A 22,256-nucleotide genomic window follows, 5' to 3' on the forward strand; every position below is an offset into this window, starting at 1 on the left:
CGGTCGAACTTCGCGCGAAATTCGAAAGGGGGGAACGCGTTGTCGACCCCGGGGTGGTTTCCCGGGGCCGACGACGCCATTGCGGGTTACTTGATCTCGCAGATGGTGGTGCCCTGGGTGACCGAGTCGCCGGGCTTGGCGTTGAGGCCGGTGACCGTGCCCGACTTGTGGGCGATGACCGGGTTCTCCATCTTCATCGCCTCCAGGACGGCGATCTGGTCGCCCTCGGCGACCTCCTGACCGTCCTCGACCGCGACCTTGACGATGGTGCCCTGCATCGGCGCGGCCACGGCGTCACCCGAGGCCGCAGCGCCCGACTTGCCCGCGGCGCGCTTGCGCGGTTTGGCCTTGCCGGCCGGCGCGGCCGAAGGTGCCGCGAACGCGGCCGGCAGCGAGACCTCCAGGCGACGGCCGCCGACCTCCACGAGGATCGTCTGCCGTTCCTCGGCCTCCTCGGCGGGCTCGGCGCCACCGGTGTGGGGCTCGATGGTGTTGTCGAACTCGGTCTCGATCCAGCGGGTGTGCACGGTGAACCCGTCGGTGCCCACGAACGCCGGGTCGCGCACGATCGCGCGGTGGAACGGCAGGACCGTGGCCATGCCCTCGACCTGCATCTCGTCGAGCACGCGGCGGGCGCGCTGCAGCGCCTGCTGCCGGTCGGCGCCGGTGACGATGACCTTGGCCAGCAGCGAGTCGAACTGCCCGCCGATGACGCTGCCGGTCTCCACGCCCGCGTCGACGCGCACGCCCGGGCCCTGCGGGGCGACGAACTTCGTCACGGTGCCGGGCGCGGGCAGGAAGTTGCGGCCGGCGTCCTCACCGTTGATGCGGAACTCGATGGAGTGGCCGCGCGGCTCCGGATCGGCGCCGAGGTGCAGCTTCTCCCCCGCCGCGATGCGGAACTGCTCGCGGACCAGGTCGATGCCGGTGGTCTCCTCGGAGACCGGGTGCTCGACCTGCAGCCGGGTGTTGACCTCCAGGAACGAGATGGTGCCGTCCTGGCCGACCAGGAACTCCACGGTGCCCGCGCCGTAGTAACCGGCCTCCGAGCAGATCGCCCGGGCCGCCTCGTGGATCCGGCTGTGCTGCTCCTCGCTTAGGAACGGCGCCGGGGCTTCCTCGACGAGCTTCTGGTGGCGGCGCTGCAGCGAGCAGTCGCGGGTGCCCACCACGACGACGTTGCCGTGCTGGTCGGCGACCACCTGCGCCTCGACGTGGCGCGGGCGGTCCAGGTAGCGCTCCACGAAGCACTCGCCGCGCCCGAAGGCGGTCTCGGCCTCGCGGACGGCGGAGGCGAACAGCTCCGGGATCTCCTCGATGGTGCGCGCGACCTTCAGGCCGCGACCGCCACCGCCGAAGGCGGCCTTGATGGCCACCGGCAGCCCGTGCTCCTGGGCGAAGGCCACGACGTCGTCGGCACCCGGGACCGGGTCCTTGGTACCGGGCACCAGCGGTGCCCCGGCGCGGGTGGCGATGTGCCGGGCGGTGACCTTGTCGCCGAGGTCGCGGATGGCCTGCGGCGACGGGCCGATCCAGATCAGGCCGGCGTCGAGCACGGCCTGGGCGAAGTCGGCGTTCTCCGACAGGAACCCGTAGCCCGGGTGGACCGCGTCGGCACCGGAGCGCTTGGCCACGTCGATGATCTTGTCGATGTTCAGGTAGGACTCGCCGGGCGTGGCACCGCCCAGCGCGAAGGCCTCGTCGGCCAGCCGCACGTGCTGCGCGTCGGCGTCCGGCTCGGCGTAGACCGCGACGGAGGCGATGCCCTCGTCCTGGCAGGCGCGGATGACCCGCACCGCGATCTCACCGCGGTTGGCGATCAGGACCTTGCTGATCGGCGTCACGTCCACAGTGGTCAACTCCTCATATTCCCGGCGCGACGCCGGAGCAGGCGGAAAACGTCAAGGCTGGCAACGGGTCACCCCGGCAGAGCGGAGGCCCGCCACGCGTGCGGGCCGGGTCGCAGCGGGCGGCGGCCCGCCGGGTGGCGCACGGCCGCGACCGGGTCACCCCACAGCGACATGGGCTCGGGCCCGTCCTCGGGGACCTGGGCGGCGGCCGCGCCGGCCAGCGCGGCGGTCACGGCGGCGATCTCGACGTCGTCGGGATCGCCGCGCACGATGCGCAGCACCGGCCGTTGCGGGTTCTGCTCGCTCATCGGATCGCTCCTCGACTCGCCGATCACAGCGGGATGTTGCCGTGCTTCTTGGCGGGCAGGCTGGCGCGCTTGTCGCGCAGCATGCGCAGCGACCGGGCCACGTAGCCGCGGGTGAACGACGGCGGGATGACCGAGTCGACGTACCCGCGCTCGGCGGCGGTGTAGGGGTTGCAGAGGGTGTCCTCGTACTCCTGCTGCAGCTGCGCGCGCAGCGCCTCCACGTCCTCCCCGTTGGCGGCGGCGTCGGCCAGCTGGCGCCGGTAGAGGATGTTGGCCGCGCCCTGCGCACCCATGACCGCGATCTGGGCGGTCGGCCAGGCCAGGTTGATGTCGGCGCCGAGGTGCTTGGACCCCATCACGTCGTAGGCGCCGCCGTAGGCCTTGCGGGTGATCACGGTGACCAGCGGGACGGTGGCCTCGGCGTAGGCGTAGAGCAGCTTGGCGCCGCGCCGGATGATGCCGTTCCACTCCTGGTCGGTGCCGGGCAGGAAGCCCGGGACGTCGACGAAGGTCAGCACCGGGATGTTGAAGGCGTCGCAGGTGCGCACGAACCGGGCGGCCTTCTCGCTGGCACCGATGTCCAGGGTTCCGGCGAACTGCGTGGGCTGGTTGGCCACGATGCCCACCGGCTGGCCCTCGACGCGCCCGTAGCCGGTGATGATGTTCGGCGCGAAAAGCGAGGAGACCTCCAGGAACTCCTCGTCGTCGACCACGGTCTGGATGACCTTGTGCATGTCGTAGGGCTGGTTCGGCGAGTCCGGGACCAGCGCGTCGAGCTCGCGGTCGGCGTCGGTGATCGCGTCGGCGATCGCCCCGCTGCCGGTGTCGGCACCTTCGAAGACCGGGGCTTCGGAGAGGTTGTTGCTCGGCAGGAACGACAGCAGTTCCTTGACGTAGCCGATCGCGTCGTCCTCGTCGGAGGCGAGGTAGTGCGCGTTGCCCGAGCGCGAGTTGTGGGTGTGCGCGCCGCCGAGCTCCTCGAAGGTGACGTCCTCGCCGGTGACGGTCTTGATGACGTCCGGGCCGGTGATGAACATGTGCGAGGTCTTGTCGACCATCACCGTGAAGTCGGTGATCGCCGGCGAGTACACCGCGCCGCCCGCGCACGGGCCCATGATCAGCGAGATCTGCGGGATGACACCGGAGGCGTGGGTGTTGCGCTTGAAGATCTCGGCGTAGAGGCCCAGCGCCGCGACGCCCTCCTGGATGCGGGCGCCGCCGGAGTCGTTGATGCCGATCAGCGGGCAGCCGGTCTTGAGCGCCAGGTCCATGACCTTGACGATCTTCTCGCCGAAGACCTCGCCCAGCGATCCGCCGAAGACGGTGAAGTCCTGGGAGAACACGCACACCTTGCGGCCGTCGACGGTGCCGTAGCCGGTCACCACGCCGTCGCCGTAAGGGCGGTTCTCATCCATCCCGAAATTGGTGGAGCGGTGCCGCGCGTGCTCGTCGAGCTCGACGAACGAGCCCTCGTCCAGCAGCATGTCGATGCGTTCGCGGGCGGTCTTCTTGCCCTTCTCGTGCTGCTTGGCCACCGCGCGCGCCGAGCCGGCGTGCACCGCCTCGTCGTTCCGCCGGTACAGATCCGCCAGCTTGCCCGCGGTCGTGTGGATGTCCGGCACGTCAACCGGCGGCTGACCGACCGGCTCCGTCGCGCTGCTCATGCAACCAACCTGTCCTCGTTACCTGCTCGGTTCCAGTATCCGCGCGGATCTGGTCTCGCCGGAGATTAAATCTCCAGAGGTGATCGAGTCAAACCCACAAGTGACCGGCGCCTAGACCGGATCACCTTGCCGAGGTGGTGTCTCCTGGCTTTTCCGCACCTAAGTGAACGGCCGGTAGCGCTGAGGTTCAGCCCTCGACGGGGGTCTCCAACATCAGCGCCGAGCCCAGCCGCAGCACCGCCCTTGCGTCGCGGATCGGGCCGGTGCGCGCCATGTCGTTGGCCGCGGTCAGCGCCGCCTGCACCAGGATCCGGGAGCGCACCGGATCCAGCTCGGGGCGCGCTTCGCACAGCAGCCCGACCCACTCGGCGACGTAGGAGTGCTGGGTCTGGCGCGCGCGGTGGCGCTCGGCCTCGGGCAGGTGGCCGACCTCGCTGACCAGGATGTCGATGAACCCGCCGTGGTCGAAGGCGAAGCGGATGTAGGAGCGCAGCAGCGCCCGCAGCGCCTCGGCCGGGTCGGTCTTGGTGGCCAGGGTGCGCTCCAGCTCCACCTCCAGCCAGGCGTTGCCGCGGGTGATCACCGCGCTGAGCAGCTCCTGCTTGCTGGCGAAGTAGTTGTAGAGGCTGGGCCCGGCGATGCCGGCCGCCGCGCCGACGTCCTCGGTGGTGACCTTGCCGTAGCCGGCGTCGGCGAACAGCCGGGTGGCCGCGGCCAGCAGCAACCGGCGGCGCGACGCCCGGCCGGCGAAGCGCTCCAGCTGCTCGGGGTGGGCTTCCGGCCGAGGTGCGAGCTCCTGCGGCGGGCGGTTGCCGATGATCACGACCATGTCGGCCAGCAGCTGCTCGAACTCGCGTCGCGACAGCTGCACCTGGTGGTACGACGGGCTGGTCAGCACGCTGAACATGCACCACGCGCGGAACCGCGCGTCGGCGTCGGCGAGTTCGGGCCGGAACGCGCGGGCGAGCCCGGTCAGCCCGCGGGCGACCTCGCGCAGCTCGCCGCGCAGCACGTCGCGGCGCTCCTCGGGGAGGCGCCGGGACTCCCGCTGCCAGAGCACGCCGAGCTGGCGGTGGTCGAGCGCGGCGGCGGCCAGCCGGGCCACCACCTCGTCCACGTCCCCGGCCTCGGCGGTGATCTCGACGAACGGGTGCAGCTCGTCGAGCACCACGTGGGTCAGCAGCTGCTGCTTGCCCGCGAAGTGCCGGTACAGGGCCGAGGAGCCGACGCCGACGGCCTCGGCGATGTCGCTCATGCCGACCTGGTCGAACCCGTCGCGGTAGAACAGATCAGCCGCCGCGGCGGTGATCATCGCTCGCCGGTTCCGGGGCCGCGTGTTGCGCGCGGGCGGACTCCCCACCTCGGCCATCACCACCTCCGCTCACTCCCTGCGCAGTATCCGCCAGAGGCTATTTCGCCACCCGAACCGGAACAACCTCACCTCACCTCCGGGCCGAGAACCGCAGTATTCGCCGTGCCGATTCCTGCGGTTCTCGCCCTCGTTGCGGCGGGGTGGGGCTCGGCTGATACTTGGTGCGCCGTCACCGGCGGCCGGTATCGCACCGGAGGTCCGGTTCGTCCTACGTGGACGGCTTGTCTTCGTCGAAAACCCCGGAACTCTCCGATACGCTGCGACCACCTCGTTGTCACTACTGTTCACAGTGGACGGAAATCATGTCCGAGCTCGCTCGAAGCCTCGACGTCGCCGACACCGGCGCCCGCCGCGGATGGATCGCCGACATCCTCGTCGACGCCTTCTCCGACCTCATGGAACGCGACCCGGCGGCGTTCCGCACCAAGTTCCGCAAGATGGCCGCCGACCCGTTCGCGTTCTACCGGGGCACCGCGTGCCTGTTCTACGCCGACGTCAACCGGCTGCCGGACCCGTGGGCCGACGAGCGCACCAGCAGGGTGTGGATCCAGGGCGACCTGCACGCGCAGAACTTCGGCACCTACATGAACGCCTCCGGCGTGCTGGTCTTCGACGTCAACGACTTCGACGAGGCCTACCTCGGGCACTTCACCTGGGACCTGCAGCGCTTCGCCGCGAGCCTGGCGCTGCTGGCCTGGAGCAAGGCGCTGCCGGACGCCGACATCGTCGCGTTCGTCCGCCACGCCGCCACCTCCTACCTGGACCAGGTGGGCGCGTTCGTCTCGGAGGACCGCGACTCGGAGTACTCGCTGCGGCTGTCGACCACCGACGGCACGATCCACGACCTGCTGCAGCAGACCCGGCTGCGCAGCCGCACCGAGCTGCTCAACCGGCTCACCGAGGCGGAGGGCTACGACCGGCGGATGCGGCGCGGCTCCAACATCCGCCAGCTCGACGACGCCGAGCGCGGCCGGGTCGAGGAGGCCTTCGCGCGCTACCTGGAGACGATCCCGCAGGAGAACCGGATGCGGGAGGTCGCCTACACGATCAAGGACATCGTCGGTTCCAGCGGTTTCGGGATCGGCAGCGCCGGGCTCCCCGCCTACAACGTCCTGATCGAGGGTCCGACCGAGGCCCTGGAGAACGACATCGTGCTGTCGATGAAGCAGGGCAACGTCGCAGCTCCGTCGCGGGTGGTCACCGACGAGCGCATCCGCAACCACTTCAAGCACCACGGGCACCGGACCGCCCTGTCGCAGCGGGCGCTGCAGGCGCACGCCGACCCGATGCTGGGCTACACCGAGATCGGCGGCGTCGGCTACCTCGTCGACGAGCTCTCGCCCTACGAGTCGGACCTGGAGTGGGGTGACCTGACCGAGCCGAGCGACATCATCCCGGTGCTGGACTACCTCGGCCGGGCGATCGCGAAGATCCACTGCGTGTCGGACGCGCAGTCGGACACGCAGCTGGTGAACTTCCAGACCGAGGAGGCGATCCTCACCGTCGTCGGCGACCGGGAGAAGGAGTTCGTCGACTGGCTCGTCGAGTTCGCGCTGGGCTACGCCGACGTCGTGCGCGATGACTACCGGTTGTTCGTCGACGCCTTCCGCAACGGCGAGATCGGCGGGGTCACCGCGACGGAGGGGTGAGACCCGCTCAGGCCAGCGCGCGCAGGGCTTGGAACACCGGTCGGTGGTGGATCCGGAAGCCCATCCGCTCGTAGAGCCCGATGGCGCCGGTGTTGGTCGCGACCGCGTGCAGGAACGGCTGCTCGCCGCGCGCCCGGATGTCGGCGACCAGTGCCCGGACCAGCCGCGACGCCAGTCCCCGGCCGCGGTGGTCCGGGTGGGTGCACACCGCGCTGATCTCGGTCCAGCCCTGCAGCCGCATCCGCTCGCCGACCATCGCGATCAGCTCGCCGCCGCGGCGGATCCCCAGGTACGTGCCGAGTTCGATGGTGCGGTCTTCGAACGGCCCGGGCTTGGTCCGCTCGACCAGCTCGCGCATCTCCGGTACGTCGGCGGCGGTCAACCGCACCGCCTCCGGTTCCGGGGCTCCGGTCACGCCGTCGTCGACCAGCTGCACTCCCGGCAGGTCCTCGACGCTCTCCCAACCGTCCGGCGCGCTGCGCGGCGGTCCGGTGATGACCACGAACCCGCCCGGTCCCACCAGCTTCGCGGCGTCCGCCCAGGCCGCGGCGTCGGGTTCGGTGGGCAGTCCCAGGAAGGGCGAGATCGCGGGCTCGTAGCGCACGGCGTCGCCGGAGCGCTCGGCGAAGTGGGCGTGGGCGCCGTTGAGCGCGTGCCACACCGGGTTCCGCAGCTGGTCGGACACGGTTCTCCCCCATGCTCGGTCGTTGCACTGGGCAACAACCGCTGGCGACGCGGAGTTGTTCCCTACCAGGTCCAGCGGGTGGCCGCGGCCAGCTCGTCGGGGGTGGCATCGGCGAAGCGCTCGGCCTCTCCCCTGCGGACGGTGACGATGGCGTCGTGCAGTTCGGGCTCCAGCGCTTCGGCCAGCACCTCGGACGAGGCCAGGGCGTCGGCGGCCTCCGCCGGTCCGGCGGGGAGGCGTTCGATGCCGGCTTCGGCGCGAGCGGACTCGGTCAGCAGCGCGGGGTCGCCGGTGATCTCGTCGGGGAGGGTGAGCTCCTCGCGCACTCCGGCGAGCCCGGCGGCGATCACCGCGCCGACCGCCAGGTAGGGGTTGGCGGTGGCGTCGAAGCACTTGACCTCGGCGTTGGCGGCCCAGGACTGGGTTCCCTCGGTGCCAGTGATCAAGCGCAGCGCCGCTTCGCGGGCCTCGCGTCCCCACACCTGCCAGATGCCGGCCCAGCGGGAGGGGCCCAGTCGCAGGAAGCTGGCCGGGTTGCCGGCGCCGATGGCCACCAGCGCGGGGAGTTCGCGCAGCACACCGGCCAGGAACGCCTCGCCAGCGGCTTGCAGTCCGTGGCGCCCGGGACCACCGGCGAGCAGGTTGCCGTTCTCGTCGTGCACCGACAGGTGCAGGTGCGCGCCCGATCCGGCGCCCTCCGGGACCAGGCAGGGGGCGAAGCTGGCGCGCCAGCCGTGGCGGCGGGTGACCGCGCGGATGGTGTGCCGGGCGAGCACCGCGTCGTCGGCGGCACCCACGGGATCCTTCGCCGCCACCGACAGCTCGGCCTGCCCCAGGGCGTACTCGGGGTGGAACTGCAGCACGTCCAGGCCCTGCTCGCGCATCGTCCGGACCAGCGCGAGGCCGAAGTCGGCGAGCGATTCCAGCCGGACCTGACCGTAGCCGGAGCCGCTGATGGCGGGCACGAACTCCTCGACCCCCGGTTCGGCCAGGGTCCACTCGTGCTCGAAGGCGGCCGACACCGACAGGTCCATCGAGGCGGCGGCCTCGACCTGGCGGGCTGCGAAGGCGCGCTGGCAGCCGACGAAGCGCGGCCCGTCCTGGGTGAACTTGTCCGCCGGGGCCCACGCCCACCCGGGCATGGCCGCCAGGTGCGTCAGCCGGGAGATGTCGGGGATCAGCCGCAGGTCGCCGTCCGGTCCGCCGAGGTGGGTGCCGCGCAGCATCATGTCGTCGAAGGTGAAGGTCTCGAAGCACGGTGAGGCGCCGAGGCCGTAGCGGGCGAGCTCGGACAACCGGTCCAGCGGGGCCGTCTTGACCCGCACGATGCCCGCGTTGTCCACGAAGGACAGTTCCACCAGCTCCACGCCCTCGGCCCGCAACCGCGCCGAGGCGGGCACCAGTTCGGCAGGTTCCCGGGCCGGAATCCGATCGCCGCTCATGCACCCACGGTAGTCGCAACAGCGCGGAGGGTGGGTGCATTTCGATGCGAAATGCACCCACCCTCCGCTCGGCCGTGTGGCGGGGGGGGGGGCAGTTTGGCTGGGGGGGCAGGAGTTGTTAGAAAGGGACGGGCTCGTCGAACGGGTCGGGGGCCTGGGCTGCCGGGCGTTGTTCGACGAGCGCGGCCAGCTCGCCCGCAGCGCGTTCGACGCGATCGGCCAGGGTGCTGTCGCCGCCGGTCGCCCAGTCCTCCGATGCAGCGTAGACCGAGGTCGGCGCGACGACGGCGTGCAGGTAGGCGAACATCGGCCGCATCGCGTGCTCCAGCGCCAGCGAGTGCCGGGCCGAACCCCCGGTCGCGCCGATGACCACCGGCTTGCCCGCGAGCGCGTCCTTGTCGAGCACGTCGAAGAAGGACTTGAACAGCCCGCTGTAGGACGCCTGGAAGATGGGGGTGATCGCGATCAGCCCGTCGGCGGAGCGCACCGCCTCCAGGACCTCCTCCAGCTCGGGGCTGGGGAAGCCGGTGACGAAGTTGTTGGCGATGTCCTTGGCGTGCTCCCGCAGCTCCACGACCCGGACCTGGACCGGGGTGGCGCGGGCGGTGACCGTGGCCAGGCGGTCGGCCAGCATCCGCGTCGAGGACGGGTTGCTCAGCCCGGCCGAGACCACCACGATCTCGCGCTCGCTCATCGCGCGACCTCCTGCTTCTGCTCCTCCTGCTGCTTGGCGGCGAGCAGGGACTGGTGGGTGGGGGCTTCCGGCACGTGCGCGGGCTTGAGCTTGGCGAACTCCTCGCGCAGCACCGGCACGACCTCTTCGCCGAGGATGTCCAGCTGCTCCAGCACGGTCTTGAGCGGCAGACCGGCGTGGTCCATCAGGAACAGCTGGCGCTGGTAGTCGCCGACGTTCTCGCGGAAGCTCAGCGTGCGGTCGATGACCTGCTGCGGGCTGCCGACGGTCAGCGGGGTGGCCTGGCTGAAGTCCTCCAGCGAGGGTCCGCCTCCGTAGACCGGGGCGTTGTCGAAGTAGGGCCGGAACTCGCGGACGGCGTCCTGGGAGTTCTTGCGCATGAACACCTGGCCGCCGAGTCCGACGATGGCCTGGTCGGCCTTGCCGTGGCCGTAGTGCTCGTAGCGCTGCCGGTAGAGCCGCACCATGCGCTTGGTGTGCTCGGCCGGCCAGAAGATGTTGTTGTGGAAGAACCCGTCGCCGTAGTAGGCGGCCTGCTCGGCGATCTCGGGCGAGCGGATCGAGCCGTGCCACACGAACGGCGCCACGCCGTCGAGCGGGCGCGGGGTGGCGGTGAACGACTGCAGCGGAGTGCGGAACTTGCCCTCCCAGTCGACCACGTCCTCCCGCCACAACCGGCGCAGCAGCGCGTAGTTCTCGATCGCCAGCGGGATGCCCTGGCGGATGTCCTGCCCGAACCACGGGTAGACCGGGCCGGTGTTGCCGCGACCCATCATCACGTCGACGCGGCCACCCGCCAGGTGCTGCAGCATCGCGAAGTCCTCGGCGATCTTCACCGGGTCGTTCGTGGTGATCAGCGTGGTGGAGGTGGACAGGATGAGGTTCTTGGTCTGGGCGGCGATGTAGCCGAGCATCGTCGTCGGCGAGGAGGCCACGAACGGCGGGTTGTGGTGCTCGCCGGTGGCGAAGACGTCGAGTCCGACCTCTTCGGCCTTGAGCGCGATTCGGACCATCGCCTGAATGCGCTCGGCCTCGGTCGGGGTCCGGCCGTTGGTCGGGTCAGTCGTCACGTCGCTGACCGAGAAGATCCCGAACTGCATGTGAACTCCCTGGTGAGTCCGAGCCCGCCTCATTTTGTACGAGCTTCAACTACTTGCCTGAACGAGTCTTCCTTACGAAGTATTCCTGCGGAACCGCGGCAGTCCCCGAGGCGACGCAGGTCACGTTCCAGGGTGCCGCTCCTGCCGACTCACGGGGGCGTGTGCGCACCCGGAGATGTCCGGCACGCTGCGTAAGATGCCCGCCGTGGCGTCTCCCGAAACCGCGACTGACCAGAACACCGAACCCCTCCAGGTCCTGCAGCGGGTCTTCGGCTACGACTCCTTCCGGGGCACGCAGCAGGAGATCATCGAGCACGTCGTCGCAGGTGGCGACGCACTGGTGCTGATGCCGACCGGCGGCGGCAAATCGCTGTGCTACCAGATCCCAGCCCTGGTGCGGTCCGGTGTCGGCGTCGTCGTCTCGCCGCTGATCGCCCTGATGCAGGACCAGGTCGACGCGATGGGCGCGCTGGGCGTGCGCGCGGGCTTCCTCAACTCCACGCAGAGCTACCAGCAGCGCCGCGAGACCGAGGACGCCTTCCTCAGCGGTGAGCTCGACCTGCTCTACCTCGCTCCCGAGCGGTTGCGGCTGGACTCGACCCTGGAGCTGCTCGCGCGCGGTGAAGTCGGCGTGTTCGCCATCGACGAGGCGCACTGCGTCGCCCAGTGGGGCCACGACTTCCGGCCCGACTACCTCGCGCTGTCGGTGCTGCACGAGCGCTGGCCGGAGGTGCCGCGCATCGCGCTGACCGCGACCGCCACCCCGGCCACCCGGCAGGAGATCGCCACCCGGCTGCAGCTGACCGAGGCTCGGCACTTCGTCTCCGACTTCGACCGGCCCAACATCCAGTACCGGATCGCGCCCAAGACCGACGCCCGCAGGCAGCTGCTGCAGCTGCTGCAGACCGAGCACCTGGGCGAGTCCGGCATCGTCTACCGGCTCTCCCGCGCCGAGGTGGAGCGCACCGCCGAGTTCCTCACCGCCAACGGCGTGACCGCGCTGCCCTACCACGCGGGCCTCGACAAGGAGGTGCGCGCCAAGCACCAGTCCCGGTTCCTGCGCGAGGACGGGCTGGTCATGGTCGCCACCATCGCCTTCGGCATGGGCATCGACAAGCCCGACGTGCGCTTCGTGGCGCACCTGGACCTGCCGAAGTCCATCGAGGGCTACTACCAGGAGACCGGCCGCGCCGGCCGGGACGGACTGCCCTCCACGGCGTGGATGGCCTACGGGCTGCAGGACGTCGTGCAGCAGCGCAAGCTCATCGACAACTCCGAGGGCGACGAGGCGCACCGGCGCACGCAGAGCAGGCACCTGGACTCGATGCTCGCGCTGTGCGAGACGGTGCAGTGCCGCCGCGCGCGGCTGCTCGACTACTTCGGCCAGCAGACCTCGGAGAAGTGCGGCAACTGCGACACCTGCATGAACCCGCCGGAGTCCTGGGACGGCACGGTCGCCGCGCAGAAGCTGCTGTCGACCGTGGTGCGGTTGCAGCGCGAGCGCAACCAGAAGTTCGGCGCCGGTCAGATCATCGACATCCTCCGCGGCAAGAAGACGCAGAAGGTCGAGCAGTTCCGGCACGACGAGCTCAGCGTCTTCGGCGTCGGCGCCGACCTCAGCGACAACGAGTGGCGCGGCGTGATCCGCCAGCTGCTGGCGCAGGGCCTGCTGGCGGTCGAAGGCGACTACGGCACGCTGGTGCTCACCGACTCCAGCTCCGAGGTGCTGCGCCGGGAAGATCCGCGGCAGGTGCCGCTGCGCACCGAACCGAAGAAGACCCCGGCCGCGAAGGCCAAGGCCCGCGACTACAAGCGGGCACCGCAGGACATGCCGCCGGAGGTGGAGCCGGTGTTCCAGAAGCTGCGCGCCTGGCGGATGGAGGTGGCCCGCGAGGAGGGCAAGGCGCCGTTCATCATCTTCCACGACTCGACGTTGCGGCAGATCGCCACCGTGCAGCCGTCCACGCTGGATGAGCTGGCCACGGTCAGCGGCGTCGGCGAGGGCAAGCTCAACCGATACGGGCAGGGCGTGCTCGACGCGTTGGCGGCGCCGGAGGAGTGATCGAGTCCGGCCGGGCTTTACACTCCGCCGGGCAAGCGGTCTCGAGGGAAGCGGATCTGATGAGCGATTGGTCGGCGGACGCACCGCTGCGAGACGTCAACACCACGGTCGCGCACAACGCGCGGGTGTGGAACTACTGGCTGGGCGGCAAGGACCACTACGAGGTCGACCGCCAGGTCGGCGACCACATCCACGGCCTGTTCCCGCTGATCGCCGACGTCGCCCGGGCCGACCGCGGTTTCCTCCAGCGAGCGGTGGTGCACCTGGCGGGTGAGGTCGGCATCCGCCGGTACCTCGACATCGGCACCGGCCTGCCGACCGCCGACAACACCCACCAGGTGGCGCAGCGGATCGCGCCGGAGTCGCACGTGGTCTACGTCGACAACGACCCGCTGGTGCTCACCCACGCCCGCGCGCTGCTGGCCAGCTCGCCGACCGGCCGCACCGACTACGTCGAGGCCGACGCCCGGCACACCGAGGAGATCCTGCGGGCGTCCTCGCGCACGCTGAACTTCCAGCAGCCGATCGCGGTGATGCTGCTGGGGATCCTCAACTTCATCCCCGACACCAGCCAGGCCGCCGACGTCGTCGCCCGGCTGGTGCGGGCGATCCCCTCCGGCAGCTACGTGGCGATCAGCCACCCGACGACCGAGCTCGACGGCGAGGCCAACCGCGCGGCGATGGACTTCTGGAACAAGAACGCCACTCCCCCGATCACCGCGCGAGGCCGGGACGAGATCGCCGCGTTCGTCGACGGCCTGGAGGTCCTCGAGCCGGGCATCGTCTCCTGCGCGCTGTGGCGCAACCCCGACGCCTCCGAGCCCAGCGTCCCCCAGTACGGCCTCGTCGCCCGGAAGCCCTGACGGCGGTTCACCTCTCGCTGTCGAGCTCGGCCATGTGCGGGCTCGGGTAGCGGTCGCCGCGCACCGCACCGCGCGGGACGAGCTCGTCGATGCGGGCGAGGTCGTCGGCGTCGAGCACGATGTCGTTGCTCGCGATCATCGAGGCGATCTGCTCCGGGCGGCGGACGCCGATGACGGGCAAGATCTCCTCGCCCTGCGCGGCGACCCAGGCGATGGCCAGCTGCGCCACGGTCGCTCCCTTCTCGGCCGCGATCTCGCGCACCCGCGCCACCAACGCCTCGTTGTGCTCGCGGTTGCCCTCCTGGAAGCGCGGCATGTGCGGCAGCGAGCCGCCGACCGCTCCGCTGCCGCCGATGAGGCCGCGGGAGAGCACGCTGTAGGCGGTGATGCCGATGCCGAGTTCGCGGCAGGTCGGCAGGATCTCGTCCTCGATCGTGCGGGTGAGCAGCGAGTACTCGATCTGCAGGTCGCTGATCGGGGCGACGGCGGCCGCGCGGCGGATCGTGTCCGCTCCGACCTCGCTGAGCCCGATGTGGCGGACGTGGCCCTTCTCGACCATCTCGGCGATCGCACCGATCGTGTCCTCGATGGGCACGTTCGGGTCGAGCCGGGCGGGCCGGTAGACGTCGATGTGGTCGACGCCGAGGCGGTTCAGCGAGTAGGTCAGGAAGTTCTGCACCGCCGCGGGACGGGCGTCGTAGCCGACCGGTGCGCCGTCGGGCCCGCGCATGGCACCGAACTTCACCGAGAGGACGACCTCGTCCCGGTCGCGGTCCTCGAGCGCGCGGCCGATCAGCATCTCGTTGTGGCCGTGCCCGTAGAAGTCGCCGGTGTCGAGCAGAGTTCCGCCCGCGTCGAGGTAGGCGTGGATGACCTGGACGCTCTGGTCGTCGTCGGTCTGGCCGTAGGCACCGGACAGGCCCATGCAGCCGAGTCCGGGGGACGTGACGGCGGGGCCGGTGGCGCCGAGGCGGCGGGTGGTGAGCTGAGTTGTCATGCCACCACCGTGCGCACTCGGCGGGCTCCGGCCCAGGCCCGCCTCATCCAGGGACGCGCTCTCCCTGGCTGCCGGGCCCGCGCGGGCCGATGATGGGAGGTGTGATCGACCGACCAGGACTCGCCGACTTCCTGCGCCGACGCCGCGCGGTGCTGCGGCCGACCGACGTCGGCATGCCCGAGGGCGTCCGCCGGCGCACGCCCGGTCTGCGCCGCGACGAGGTGGCCCAGCTGGCCGGGATCTCCACCGACTACTACACGCGTCTGGAGCAGCAGCGCGGCTCGCACCCGTCGGAGCCCGTCGTGGCGGGTCTCGCCCGCGCGCTGCGGTTCGACCTGGACGAACGCGACCACCTGTTCCACCTGGCGGGCCTGAGCTCACCACCGCGCCGCGCCGATGGGCACATCCGGCCGGGCCTGATCAGCCTGGCCGACCGGCTCACCGACGTGCCGGTCTGCATCTGCACCGATCTCAACGAGATCCTCTGGCAGAACCCGTTGGCCACCGCCCTCATGGGCCGGCACCGGCAGCGCACCGGGCGTCACCGCAGCGTCGTGTGGAGCTGGTTCACCGATCCCGAGATCCGCACCGGCATGCCCGAGGAGGATTGGGCGCACCACTCGGCAGCCCACGTCAGCGACCTGCGCGCCACCTACTCCCGGCGCGCGGGCGAGCACGACATCACCAGCCTCGTCGACGACCTGCTGGCCCGCAGCACCGAGTTCCGCGACCTGTGGGAGCGGCACGAGGTCGGCGTCCGGCACAAGGACCGCAAGCGCTTCCTACACACGGAGGTCGGTGAGGTCGACGTCAGCTGCGAAACGCTGCTCACCCCCGACGCCGACCTCAAGTTCCTCGCCTACTTCCCCACCAAAGGCACCGACGCCCGCGAGAAACTCGACCTCCTGCGAGTCATCGGCACCCAGAACCTCGGCCCGGCCACCCCGTGACCGGTTCGGGTCAGGTGATCAGGTCGAGGGTGCCGTGGTCGTCGATCGCTCCGCAGCCGCGCCGGACCATCTCGGCGAACATGCGGTCGCCCCCGATCGGTCCGGGTGCCGTAGGCGCAGCCGAAGACGGGGACGAGGGCTGCTTGCAGCATCGCGAGGCGGTAGTCCTGCCAGCAGGTTTCGAAGGTGTAGTCGGTGACGCCGTGAGCTCGCAACCCGCGGTGGTAGTCGGCGACGAGGTCGTGCTCGTGGGCGCGGCGCTCGTCCGGGGTCATGCCGGTGCTGATGAGGTAGGCCAGGTCGGGAGCCGGTAGGCCGAGGCTGAGGGTCTGCCAGTCGACGGCGCGCACCTCACCGGTGTCGGGGCGGACCATGAGGTTGTCCAGCCGGTAGTCGCCGTGCAGGAGGGCGGAGCACTCGCCGCGCGCCAGCGACCACTCCGCCACCGCGTCCACAGTGGTCTTCAGCGTCGCGATCGCCTTGGCGCTGAGCAGGTTTCCGACTCTCGCGATGAACGCGTCGACGGCCGGTCCGTAGACCTCGGCGAGCACCCGGGCGTCGGCCTCGGTGTGCGGAGCGAGCCAGCCGGTGTCCAGCAACGCGGCGTCGCATCAGCGGGGACCGTGCAGTCCGGCGAGGTTCACCGCCGCGGCGTGGATGCGCTCCGCGTCCCACCCGGCGAGCTGATCACCCGGCTGAGCGGGGGCGAGGTCTTCGAGCACGAGGGCGAACCTGCCGTCCGGTGCGACGTCGGTGGCCGCGTGGCAGTGCGGGACGGCGACCGCCACGGTCCCGGCCAGCTCCCGGTAGAAGTTGATCTCGCTGCGGTAGGCCCCGGCCAGCATCCCGCGAGTGCCGGCATCGGCGGTCTGCAGCTTGACCACCACCCGCGACGGCACTCCGGAACCGGTCACCTCGCACCGGAAGCACGATCCGATCTGCCCCGACCCGATCCGCCGCACGTCCACGGCGGTGACCTCGCCGCCGAGCGCTCGCCCCAACCAGTCCGCGGTAATCTCCTCAGCGGTGTCGATCGGTTCGATCACGCGGACCGTCCGGGGTTGACCGGCAACGACGAGAAGGCCGCTGGGGCCCGGACCTCGCGCCAGGCGTCGAGGACGCCTGGGAGTTCGGCGGGTTCAGCAGCGTGCAGCACGACCCCGTCGGCTCCGGCGGAGAACTGGTCGCCGATCCGTTCAGCACATCTGCGCGGACCGCCGACCGCAGCGGCGTCGAGCCATTCCGCCGGGAGCAACTCGTGCAGGTGGGCCAGCTGCTCCGCGGTGGCGACCGCGTCGAAGGCACCCGGGAACCCCGCGACCACCGGATCGCCCCGGAACGCGCGCAACGCCTCCGGGTCCCAGCCGTTCGCCCGCACCAGGACGTCGCCGTACCCCTGCAGGTAGGTGGCCAGCCGCCCGGTCAGCCGTCGCAGCACCCGCTCCTGCGGCATCGGCTCGGGCACCGTGACCAGCACCGACCACACGCGCACGGACGTCGGGTCACGACCGGCGCCCTCGGCGGCGGACCGGATCACCCGCACGGCCCGCGCCAGGGTGTCGTCGGCGAAGAAGGAGTGCAGGACGACTCCGTCGGCGATCTCCCCGGCCAGTTCCAGCGTCCGATCGCCGATCGCGGCCAGCATCACCGGGATGTTTTCGTCGAAGCTCGAGTCCTGCTGCAGGTAGGGGTACGTCCCGGCCGGTCCGCGGTGGTCGAGCACGGCCTCGCCGCGCCACAACCGCCGGTAGAGCTCCACCACGTCGCGCAGCTGCCCACCCGTGACCTTCGGCAGGCCCATGACCTCGAACAACGCCCCGAACCCGCGTCCGAGACCCAGCGCGTAGCGGCCGCCGGACAGGCGGTGGGCGGTGGCGGCCATCGTCGCGGTGACCAGCGGATGCCGGGTGTTGTGGTTGGTCGCAGCGATGCCGATCCCGTCGAGCGCGACGCTGCGGCGACCGCACCGGCGAGGACTCCGGCGTCTTTGGCGTTGAACCGCTCGGACAGCAGCATCGACCCGATGCCCAGCCGCTCGGCGAGGCGGACTTCGTCGAGGACGTCGCGCGGGGAGTCGCTGTGCCCGGCCAAGCCGTAGCAGGCGAGCTCGGGGAACTCCTGACCGCTCATGCGCACCCTTCCGCTGCCGTGGCGGACCACTGACTGGACAGGCGTCAAATCTAGGGTCCACCTCGATGCGCGACCAGGGTCCGGCGGGTGGATCCACTGGTTCGGCCCAATGCCGCACCACGGTGCCGTCGAACACGAACTCGACGGCGAGAAGCCTTCTGACCAGGGGCTTCTGGACCTTGTGCCGGACCTCACAGCGGCGTGCGGGCGAATCCGTTTTCGCTGGTCGCACATGAACACCTGCGGTCACCCTCCGCAGTCGATCGGGGTTTCCACCCCTGCGCATGCCCCATTCGCGTGATGGTTGCTTGAAGGCGCGACTACCCCCGGTTACCTTCGGTCAGGCGAGTCACGGAACGGTCACGGCGGTCAGCCGTCCCCGGCGCACCGGTCCCCCCGAACGGTTGCGGCCGTTCCCGGACTCGCGATCCCGGTAGACGTTTCAACCCCGAAAGGAAGCCGTGTTTCGCCAGCGTCTCCTGAACCTGCTGCCGGAGTCCACTCGCGAGGACCCCAGCCGCCTGACCCACGGCCTGGCCGCAGCCGCGGTCCTGGCCTTGGCCACGATCGCCCCGACCACTCAGGCACTCGCGGCCCCCGCCCCCGAACCTGCCTCTGCCGTCACCCCCGCGGCAGAGGCGCAGCTCCTCCCGTAACACCCCCGAAAGCCGAGGTGGACCGGACTGTCCCCCGCCGTCCGGTCCACCTCTTCCCAACTCAGCTCAACGACGCCGCTTGCCCCGGAACGTGTAGTGCCCCGGACCGGGCGTGTCGATGGTCGTCTTGCCGTGGGTCATGTTCCGGCTGAACCGACCGAGCTTGAACCCCCACGACGTGATGCGCGTGTTGTGGATGTTGAGGTAGATCGGCCCAAGTCGAACCCGCCTGTGCAGGTGAAAACCCATTACTCGCACCTCCGCAGAACTTCGCTTCAGCGCACGCGAGTCGAACCCGCAGTGGCCGGACACAACACCCAGCAAATCACACAACGGACACCCCCAGCCACAAAGATGATCTTCACCCCTCCACCGGCACGAGATCAGCTCCTGCTGAACGTCTTGCTCAGCAGCTCGATCAGGACCTCCGGATCAGCGTCCAAGGCGATGTGAGCGTTGGGCCTCGCAGCGGCCCCGGGGCGTCCACGGTGCCGCTATCGCCGTCGAGAATCGCCCTGCGCCCCAAGAGAAACGCGGTACCGAGATGGACTGGATCTGCTACCCGACCTGCGCGGACTGCTGCGGGACGCTCAAGGGCGAGCAGCAGTGATCGCTGCCGCCTGTCGACCGTCGCCGGTGAGACCGATGGCCGCATCGGCGTCGATGATCGGGATGGGGTTCGGTTAAGGTGGCCTTCCTACTGCTGGGTAGGGGTCGTGTTGGAGCGCGTGGTGGCGCCGTCGTTCGAGGTCGACAGATGAACCGTTGGTTGGGCCGGCTGACGCGGGCTTGGTGGCAGTGGGCGCGCAACGGTGCGGCGATCACCGCGCGGACCCGGGAAGGGCGCGGCTTCGGTGCGATGGGAGCGCGCAGCCACCTGGCGTTCCCGCAGGGAGCGCTGACCGGGACCGAGCGCATCCACATCGGGGCCGACTGCATCATCAACGAGCACTCGGTGCTCTCCGCCGGGCTGCCCGGAGCCCGCCTGGGCGAGGGCGAGCCGATCATCGTCATGGGCGATCGCTGCGTGCTCGGCCGCAACTCCGAGATCCTGGCGATGTCGTCGGTGGTCCTGGGCGATGACGTGTGGACCTCCAGCCGGGTCACGATCGTCGACCACCACCACCGCCACGACCTCACCGACGTGCCCGTCGCGGCGCAGTGGCCGCTGCCGGTGCGACCGGTGAGCATCGGTTCCGGAACCGTGATCAGCACCGGCTCGGTCATCCTCGCCGGGGCGCAGATCGGCGAGAACTCGATCGTCGCCTCCGGCGCCCAGGTGACCGCCGGGGTGTACCCGCCGAACAGCGTGCTGGCCGGGGTTCCCGCGCGCGTCATCCGGACCCACGCGGCCGTCGAGGCCGACGCCGTCTAGCTGGAGAGGAACTCCAGGGCCAGGACCTGCACCTCACCGACGGCGAAGCCGAGCAGGGCACCGGTGGCGATCAGCATCCACTCCTCCTCGCGGAAGGCCGGGCGCAGCAGCTCCTCGAACTCCTCGGGTTCGAGCTCCTGCATCTTGCTGACCAGGGTGTTGCGGATGTCCATCGCGTCGGCGGCGTAGTCCTCGACGTAGCTCATGGTCTCCGGCAGCTTGCTCATCACCATCTCGGCGATGCGGCCCTTGAGGTCCTGGTAGCGGCGCCCGCCGACAGCGAAGACCACCAGCGGCTTGGCGATGCTGGTGCGCCGGTTGAGCTCCTCGTCGACCTTGCGCGTCACCAGCGCCAGCACCTTGTCCGACAGCGGACCCCGCAGCACCGCCTCGATGACGTTGCGGGGCGTCACGATCTCCTTGGCGATCAAATCGCCGTAGGCCTCGGAGACCTCCTTGCGGCGCTTGAGGAACAGGCCCTGCCACTCGAACAGCCCGAGGTAGGTGGTCGGCTGCTGCGGCCGGAAGATCATCTTCAGCGCGAGCCAGTCGGTGAACCACCCGGTGAACAGGCCGAACATGGGCATCAGGATCGGCGCCTTGAACAGCACCCAGGCCGACATCTGCACCAGGCCGATGAGGAACCCGAACACCGCGCCGGAACGCCGGATGAACTGGAACTCCTTGTTCCCGGCCTCCAGGAAGATCCGGTTGAGCAGTTCCTTGTCCCGCACCAGCGCGGTGACCACCATCGCCTTGAGGTCGAAGACGTTGTCCACATCGGACTTGATCTCGTCCATGATGTCCGACAGCATCCGCGGAGCGTCGTTCTGGACCCGCTGGATCATGGCCCGGCGGACGACCTTCGGCATCGCCTCCCACATGCCCGGCTGGTAGGTGGAGGCGACCTCCTCGACGATCTCCTCGATCGCGTGCCGGAGCGGGCCCTCGACCTCGGCGACGATGCGTTCCGGATCAAGCCTCGCGACGACGTCCTGGGGGCGCAGCAGCTGTTCGGTGAGCGTGTCGCAGGCGATGCCGGCCATCTTCGCCGCGTGCTTGGGAACGATGCCCTGCCACCCTAAGAACGGCTTCTTGCCCCGGAACTCCACCGGGTAGAACATCATCTTGATGGCGAGGACCTTCGTGACGTAACCGATCAAGGCCGCCACGATCGGGATGGAGAGGTAGAGCATCCAGTGCTCGCTGAAGTCCTGGAGGATCGCTCCCATCTCACACCCTTCCCCGAAAAACCCCGAAACCACCTGTGCGCGCCGACACAGTGGCTGTGACCTTATCTCGCGCGGCTACGCCTTCAACGCATCCTCGGCACCGGATATCAGGGTGGGGTCGCATCGGCGCCAGAACCGCGCGCCGAGTTCGGACATCCGCACGCTGCGGCGGATCACCTTCGTCGACTTCGCCGAGCGCAGCGCTTCCCGGATCCGCGACTCGGTCTGCAGGATCTCGTACTGGTCGTCCATCGCGTCGAGCTCGGCGCCGATCTCCACCAGCCCCAGCGCCTGCAGGCGGGTCAGGTAGTGCGGAACCTCGTCGTGCAGCGCCACTCCCACGGCCCGGCCGACCGTGGAACCGTTGCGGAGCACGAACCTGCTGGTCCCGCCGATGCCGGAACGTTCGGCGACGTGCACGACCGGGTAGGCGACGCCGTCGCCGAGACCCGCGAGGATGCGGGCCTCGTCGGGGGTGATCAGCCGCAGGATCCCGGCGTAGAGGTACTCGCGGGCCTCGGCCTTGCCGGCCGTGGCCGAGCGGAACAGCAGCTCGGACATCGCTTCCCGGAGGCCGTCCTGAACCGGTTCGGCCTCGTCGTCCTCGGGCTGCGCGGGCTCGGCGAGGTCTTCCTCGGCGCTCTCGCGTTCGTCGACCGAGTCCAGCCAGACCCGCACCCCGGAGGCCACGACCTTCTCGATGGCCTGCACCTGGCGCTCCACCTCGACGCCACCGGGCAGCTCCCGCACCAAGCCCATGCCGGTGCGCGCGACGTCGCGACCGACTCGGCCGGCCAGTCCCAGCAGGCCGCCCAGCACGTTCGAGCCCGCCGACTCCTCGTCCTCGTGGTGCTCTTCGGCTCGTCGGCTGAGCTCGATCTCCCCTGTCACGCGGCCCCCTACGTCTACCCCGACTCATCGCGATCCGGTCCGGCGTGGATCAGCGATGTGGGCGAGTATCTCCTGCCCAACCCTGCGCAGACCAGACCGGGGGTGTCTTGTTTCCACTCGGATGCGACCTCGGCGCGCTGCACGTTCTCGGCCACCTCCCCCCTCCCGCAGAAGTTCTCCAACGCAGCAATGCGGACTGGACGGACCCACTCCGACGCCTCGACGAAGACCTGTTCGCACAGCGCACGAGGAGTACCCGCGGGACGTCCTCGCTGCCCCAGGGCGACCGGCGGGAGTTCCCACTCCGAGAGACGCAGTGACCAGGACTTTGAGCCC

20 protein-coding genes are annotated in these 22,256 nt (G+C 70.2%); 5 read left to right on the forward strand and 15 right to left on the reverse strand.

Annotated features, from left to right (window positions below):
- Positions 1–86: 86 nt before the first annotated feature.
- The 4 genes from R4I43_RS17280 to R4I43_RS17295 form a co-directional block, all read right to left on the reverse strand.
- On the reverse strand, positions 87–1,850 hold the full coding sequence (locus R4I43_RS17280) for an acetyl/propionyl/methylcrotonyl-CoA carboxylase subunit alpha (RefSeq protein WP_324266763.1): 1,764 nt from the start codon (positions 1,848–1,850) through the stop codon (positions 87–89).
- Between the two features lie 68 nt (positions 1,851–1,918).
- Positions 1,919–2,158 (reverse strand): acyl-CoA carboxylase subunit epsilon, encoded by a 240-nt coding sequence (locus R4I43_RS17285; RefSeq protein ID WP_324266657.1) that lies wholly within the window; start codon positions 2,156–2,158, stop codon positions 1,919–1,921.
- A gap of 23 nt (positions 2,159–2,181) precedes the next feature.
- Positions 2,182–3,822: an acyl-CoA carboxylase subunit beta gene (locus R4I43_RS17290; RefSeq protein WP_324266658.1), complete on the reverse strand. Its 1,641-nt coding sequence runs from the start codon at positions 3,820–3,822 to the stop codon at positions 2,182–2,184.
- 187 nt (positions 3,823–4,009) lie between these two features.
- Positions 4,010–5,191 carry a TetR/AcrR family transcriptional regulator gene (locus R4I43_RS17295; RefSeq protein WP_324266659.1) on the reverse strand — a complete coding sequence of 394 codons (1,182 nt, stop codon included), beginning with the start codon at positions 5,189–5,191 and terminating at the stop codon, positions 4,010–4,012.
- 305 nt (positions 5,192–5,496) lie between these two features.
- On the opposite strand from R4I43_RS17295, the gene R4I43_RS17300 reads away from it, so the two are divergent.
- Positions 5,497–6,843, forward strand: a complete 1,347-nt coding sequence (locus R4I43_RS17300) for a DUF2252 domain-containing protein (RefSeq protein WP_324266660.1) — start codon at positions 5,497–5,499, stop codon at positions 6,841–6,843.
- Positions 6,844–6,850: 7 nt separating this feature from the next.
- Here R4I43_RS17300 and R4I43_RS17305 read toward each other — a convergent pair whose 3' ends face one another.
- From R4I43_RS17305 to R4I43_RS17320, 4 genes are all read right to left on the reverse strand, one after another.
- Positions 6,851–7,528 (reverse strand): GNAT family N-acetyltransferase, encoded by a 678-nt coding sequence (locus tag R4I43_RS17305; RefSeq protein WP_324266661.1) that lies wholly within the window; start codon positions 7,526–7,528, stop codon positions 6,851–6,853.
- Positions 7,529–7,590: 62 nt separating this feature from the next.
- Positions 7,591–8,970, reverse strand: coding sequence for a glutamine synthetase family protein (locus R4I43_RS17310; RefSeq protein ID WP_324266662.1), 1,380 nt, complete (start codon positions 8,968–8,970; stop codon positions 7,591–7,593).
- A 118-nt stretch (positions 8,971–9,088) separates the two neighbouring features.
- On the reverse strand, positions 9,089–9,664 hold the full coding sequence (locus tag R4I43_RS17315; protein WP_324266663.1) for an FMN reductase: 576 nt from the start codon (positions 9,662–9,664) through the stop codon (positions 9,089–9,091).
- On the reverse strand, positions 9,661–10,764 hold the full coding sequence (locus tag R4I43_RS17320; RefSeq protein ID WP_324266664.1) for an LLM class flavin-dependent oxidoreductase: 1,104 nt from the start codon (positions 10,762–10,764) through the stop codon (positions 9,661–9,663). Before R4I43_RS17320 ends, R4I43_RS17315 begins: the two co-directional genes overlap by 4 nt.
- 196 nt (positions 10,765–10,960) lie before the next feature.
- Here R4I43_RS17320 and recQ point away from each other — a divergent pair, with 196 nt between their 5' ends.
- Together recQ and R4I43_RS17330 are read left to right on the forward strand one after the other, a co-directional pair.
- Entirely contained in the window at positions 10,961–12,826 is a 1,866-nt protein-coding gene (gene recQ / locus R4I43_RS17325) for a DNA helicase RecQ (protein WP_324266665.1), read from the forward strand.
- Positions 12,827–12,885: 59 nt separating this feature from the next.
- Positions 12,886–13,689, forward strand: a complete 804-nt coding sequence (locus R4I43_RS17330; RefSeq protein ID WP_324266666.1) for an SAM-dependent methyltransferase — start codon at positions 12,886–12,888, stop codon at positions 13,687–13,689.
- Between the two features lie 7 nt (positions 13,690–13,696).
- Here the strand turns inward: R4I43_RS17330 and R4I43_RS17335 are convergent, their stop codons facing one another.
- Positions 13,697–14,686, reverse strand: coding sequence for an aldo/keto reductase (locus R4I43_RS17335; RefSeq protein WP_324266667.1), 990 nt, complete (start codon positions 14,684–14,686; stop codon positions 13,697–13,699).
- 101 nt (positions 14,687–14,787) lie between these two features.
- On the opposite strand from R4I43_RS17335, the gene R4I43_RS17340 reads away from it, so the two are divergent.
- On the forward strand, positions 14,788–15,636 hold the full coding sequence (locus tag R4I43_RS17340; protein WP_324266668.1) for a helix-turn-helix transcriptional regulator: 849 nt from the start codon (positions 14,788–14,790) through the stop codon (positions 15,634–15,636).
- On the opposite strand, the gene R4I43_RS17345 is transcribed toward R4I43_RS17340, so the two are convergent.
- The 4 genes from R4I43_RS17345 to R4I43_RS17360 all read right to left on the reverse strand — a co-directional run bounded on the left by R4I43_RS17345 (position 15,546) and on the right by R4I43_RS17360 (position 18,671).
- A complete protein-coding gene (locus tag R4I43_RS17345) occupies positions 15,546–16,235 on the reverse strand; it encodes a phosphotransferase (protein WP_324266669.1) in 690 nt (229 codons plus the stop codon). The two genes, R4I43_RS17340 and R4I43_RS17345, sit on opposite strands and share 91 nt — an antisense overlap.
- A gap of 12 nt (positions 16,236–16,247) precedes the next feature.
- On the reverse strand, positions 16,248–16,682 hold the full coding sequence (locus R4I43_RS17350) for a phosphotransferase family protein (RefSeq protein WP_324266670.1): 435 nt from the start codon (positions 16,680–16,682) through the stop codon (positions 16,248–16,250).
- On the reverse strand, positions 16,679–17,518 hold the full coding sequence (locus R4I43_RS17355; RefSeq protein WP_324266671.1) for a TIGR03857 family LLM class F420-dependent oxidoreductase: 840 nt from the start codon (positions 17,516–17,518) through the stop codon (positions 16,679–16,681). Before R4I43_RS17355 ends, R4I43_RS17350 begins: the two co-directional genes overlap by 4 nt.
- Positions 17,519–18,488: 970 nt before the next feature.
- Positions 18,489–18,671, reverse strand: coding sequence for a DUF4236 domain-containing protein (locus R4I43_RS17360; protein ID WP_324266672.1), 183 nt, complete (start codon positions 18,669–18,671; stop codon positions 18,489–18,491).
- 508 nt (positions 18,672–19,179) lie between these two features.
- Here R4I43_RS17360 and R4I43_RS17365 point away from each other — a divergent pair.
- Positions 19,180–19,797 (forward strand): acyltransferase, encoded by a 618-nt coding sequence (locus R4I43_RS17365; RefSeq protein WP_324266673.1) that lies wholly within the window; start codon positions 19,180–19,182, stop codon positions 19,795–19,797.
- On the opposite strand, the gene R4I43_RS17370 is transcribed toward R4I43_RS17365, so the two are convergent.
- On the reverse strand, positions 19,794–21,029 hold the full coding sequence (locus tag R4I43_RS17370) for a DUF445 domain-containing protein (protein ID WP_324266674.1): 1,236 nt from the start codon (positions 21,027–21,029) through the stop codon (positions 19,794–19,796). The two genes, R4I43_RS17365 and R4I43_RS17370, sit on opposite strands and share 4 nt — an antisense overlap.
- A 75-nt stretch (positions 21,030–21,104) precedes the next feature.
- The gene (locus R4I43_RS17375; protein ID WP_324266675.1) at positions 21,105–21,920 is read right to left on the reverse strand and encodes an Abi-alpha family protein; all 816 of its coding nucleotides are present in this window, start codon (positions 21,918–21,920) and stop codon (positions 21,105–21,107) included.
- Positions 21,921–22,256 lie beyond the last annotated feature (336 nt).

Origin of the sequence: Saccharopolyspora mangrovi (assembly GCF_035320975.1) — a bacterium.
Taxonomy (GTDB): Bacteria; Actinomycetota; Actinomycetes; order Mycobacteriales; family Pseudonocardiaceae; genus Saccharopolyspora; species Saccharopolyspora mangrovi.

What these genes read in the sequence shown, in the direction of transcription:
- R4I43_RS17285 (WP_324266657.1), bottom strand. Translation starts at nt 2,158, where the DNA reads ATGAGCGAGCAGAACCCGCAACGGCCGGTGCTGCGCATCGTGCGCGGC.
- R4I43_RS17290 (WP_324266658.1), bottom strand. Translation starts at nt 3,822, where the DNA reads ATGAGCAGCGCGACGGAGCCGGTCGGTCAGCCGCCGGTTGACGTGCCG.
- R4I43_RS17295 (WP_324266659.1), bottom strand. Translation starts at nt 5,191, where the DNA reads ATGGCCGAGGTGGGGAGTCCGCCCGCGCGCAACACGCGGCCCCGGAAC.
- R4I43_RS17300 (WP_324266660.1), top strand. Translation starts at nt 5,497, where the DNA reads ATGTCCGAGCTCGCTCGAAGCCTCGACGTCGCCGACACCGGCGCCCGC.
- R4I43_RS17310 (WP_324266662.1), bottom strand. Translation starts at nt 8,970, where the DNA reads ATGAGCGGCGATCGGATTCCGGCCCGGGAACCTGCCGAACTGGTGCCC.
- R4I43_RS17315 (WP_324266663.1), bottom strand. Translation starts at nt 9,664, where the DNA reads ATGAGCGAGCGCGAGATCGTGGTGGTCTCGGCCGGGCTGAGCAACCCG.
- R4I43_RS17320 (WP_324266664.1), bottom strand. Translation starts at nt 10,764, where the DNA reads ATGCAGTTCGGGATCTTCTCGGTCAGCGACGTGACGACTGACCCGACC.
- recQ (WP_324266665.1), top strand. Translation starts at nt 10,961, where the DNA reads ATGCCCGCCGTGGCGTCTCCCGAAACCGCGACTGACCAGAACACCGAA.
- R4I43_RS17330 (WP_324266666.1), top strand. Translation starts at nt 12,886, where the DNA reads ATGAGCGATTGGTCGGCGGACGCACCGCTGCGAGACGTCAACACCACG.
- R4I43_RS17335 (WP_324266667.1), bottom strand. Translation starts at nt 14,686, where the DNA reads ATGACAACTCAGCTCACCACCCGCCGCCTCGGCGCCACCGGCCCCGCC.
- R4I43_RS17355 (WP_324266671.1), bottom strand. Translation starts at nt 17,518, where the DNA reads ATGGCCGCCACCGCCCACCGCCTGTCCGGCGGCCGCTACGCGCTGGGT.
- R4I43_RS17360 (WP_324266672.1), bottom strand. Translation starts at nt 18,671, where the DNA reads ATGGGTTTTCACCTGCACAGGCGGGTTCGACTTGGGCCGATCTACCTC.
- R4I43_RS17365 (WP_324266673.1), top strand. Translation starts at nt 19,180, where the DNA reads ATGAACCGTTGGTTGGGCCGGCTGACGCGGGCTTGGTGGCAGTGGGCG.
- R4I43_RS17370 (WP_324266674.1), bottom strand. Translation starts at nt 21,029, where the DNA reads ATGGGAGCGATCCTCCAGGACTTCAGCGAGCACTGGATGCTCTACCTC.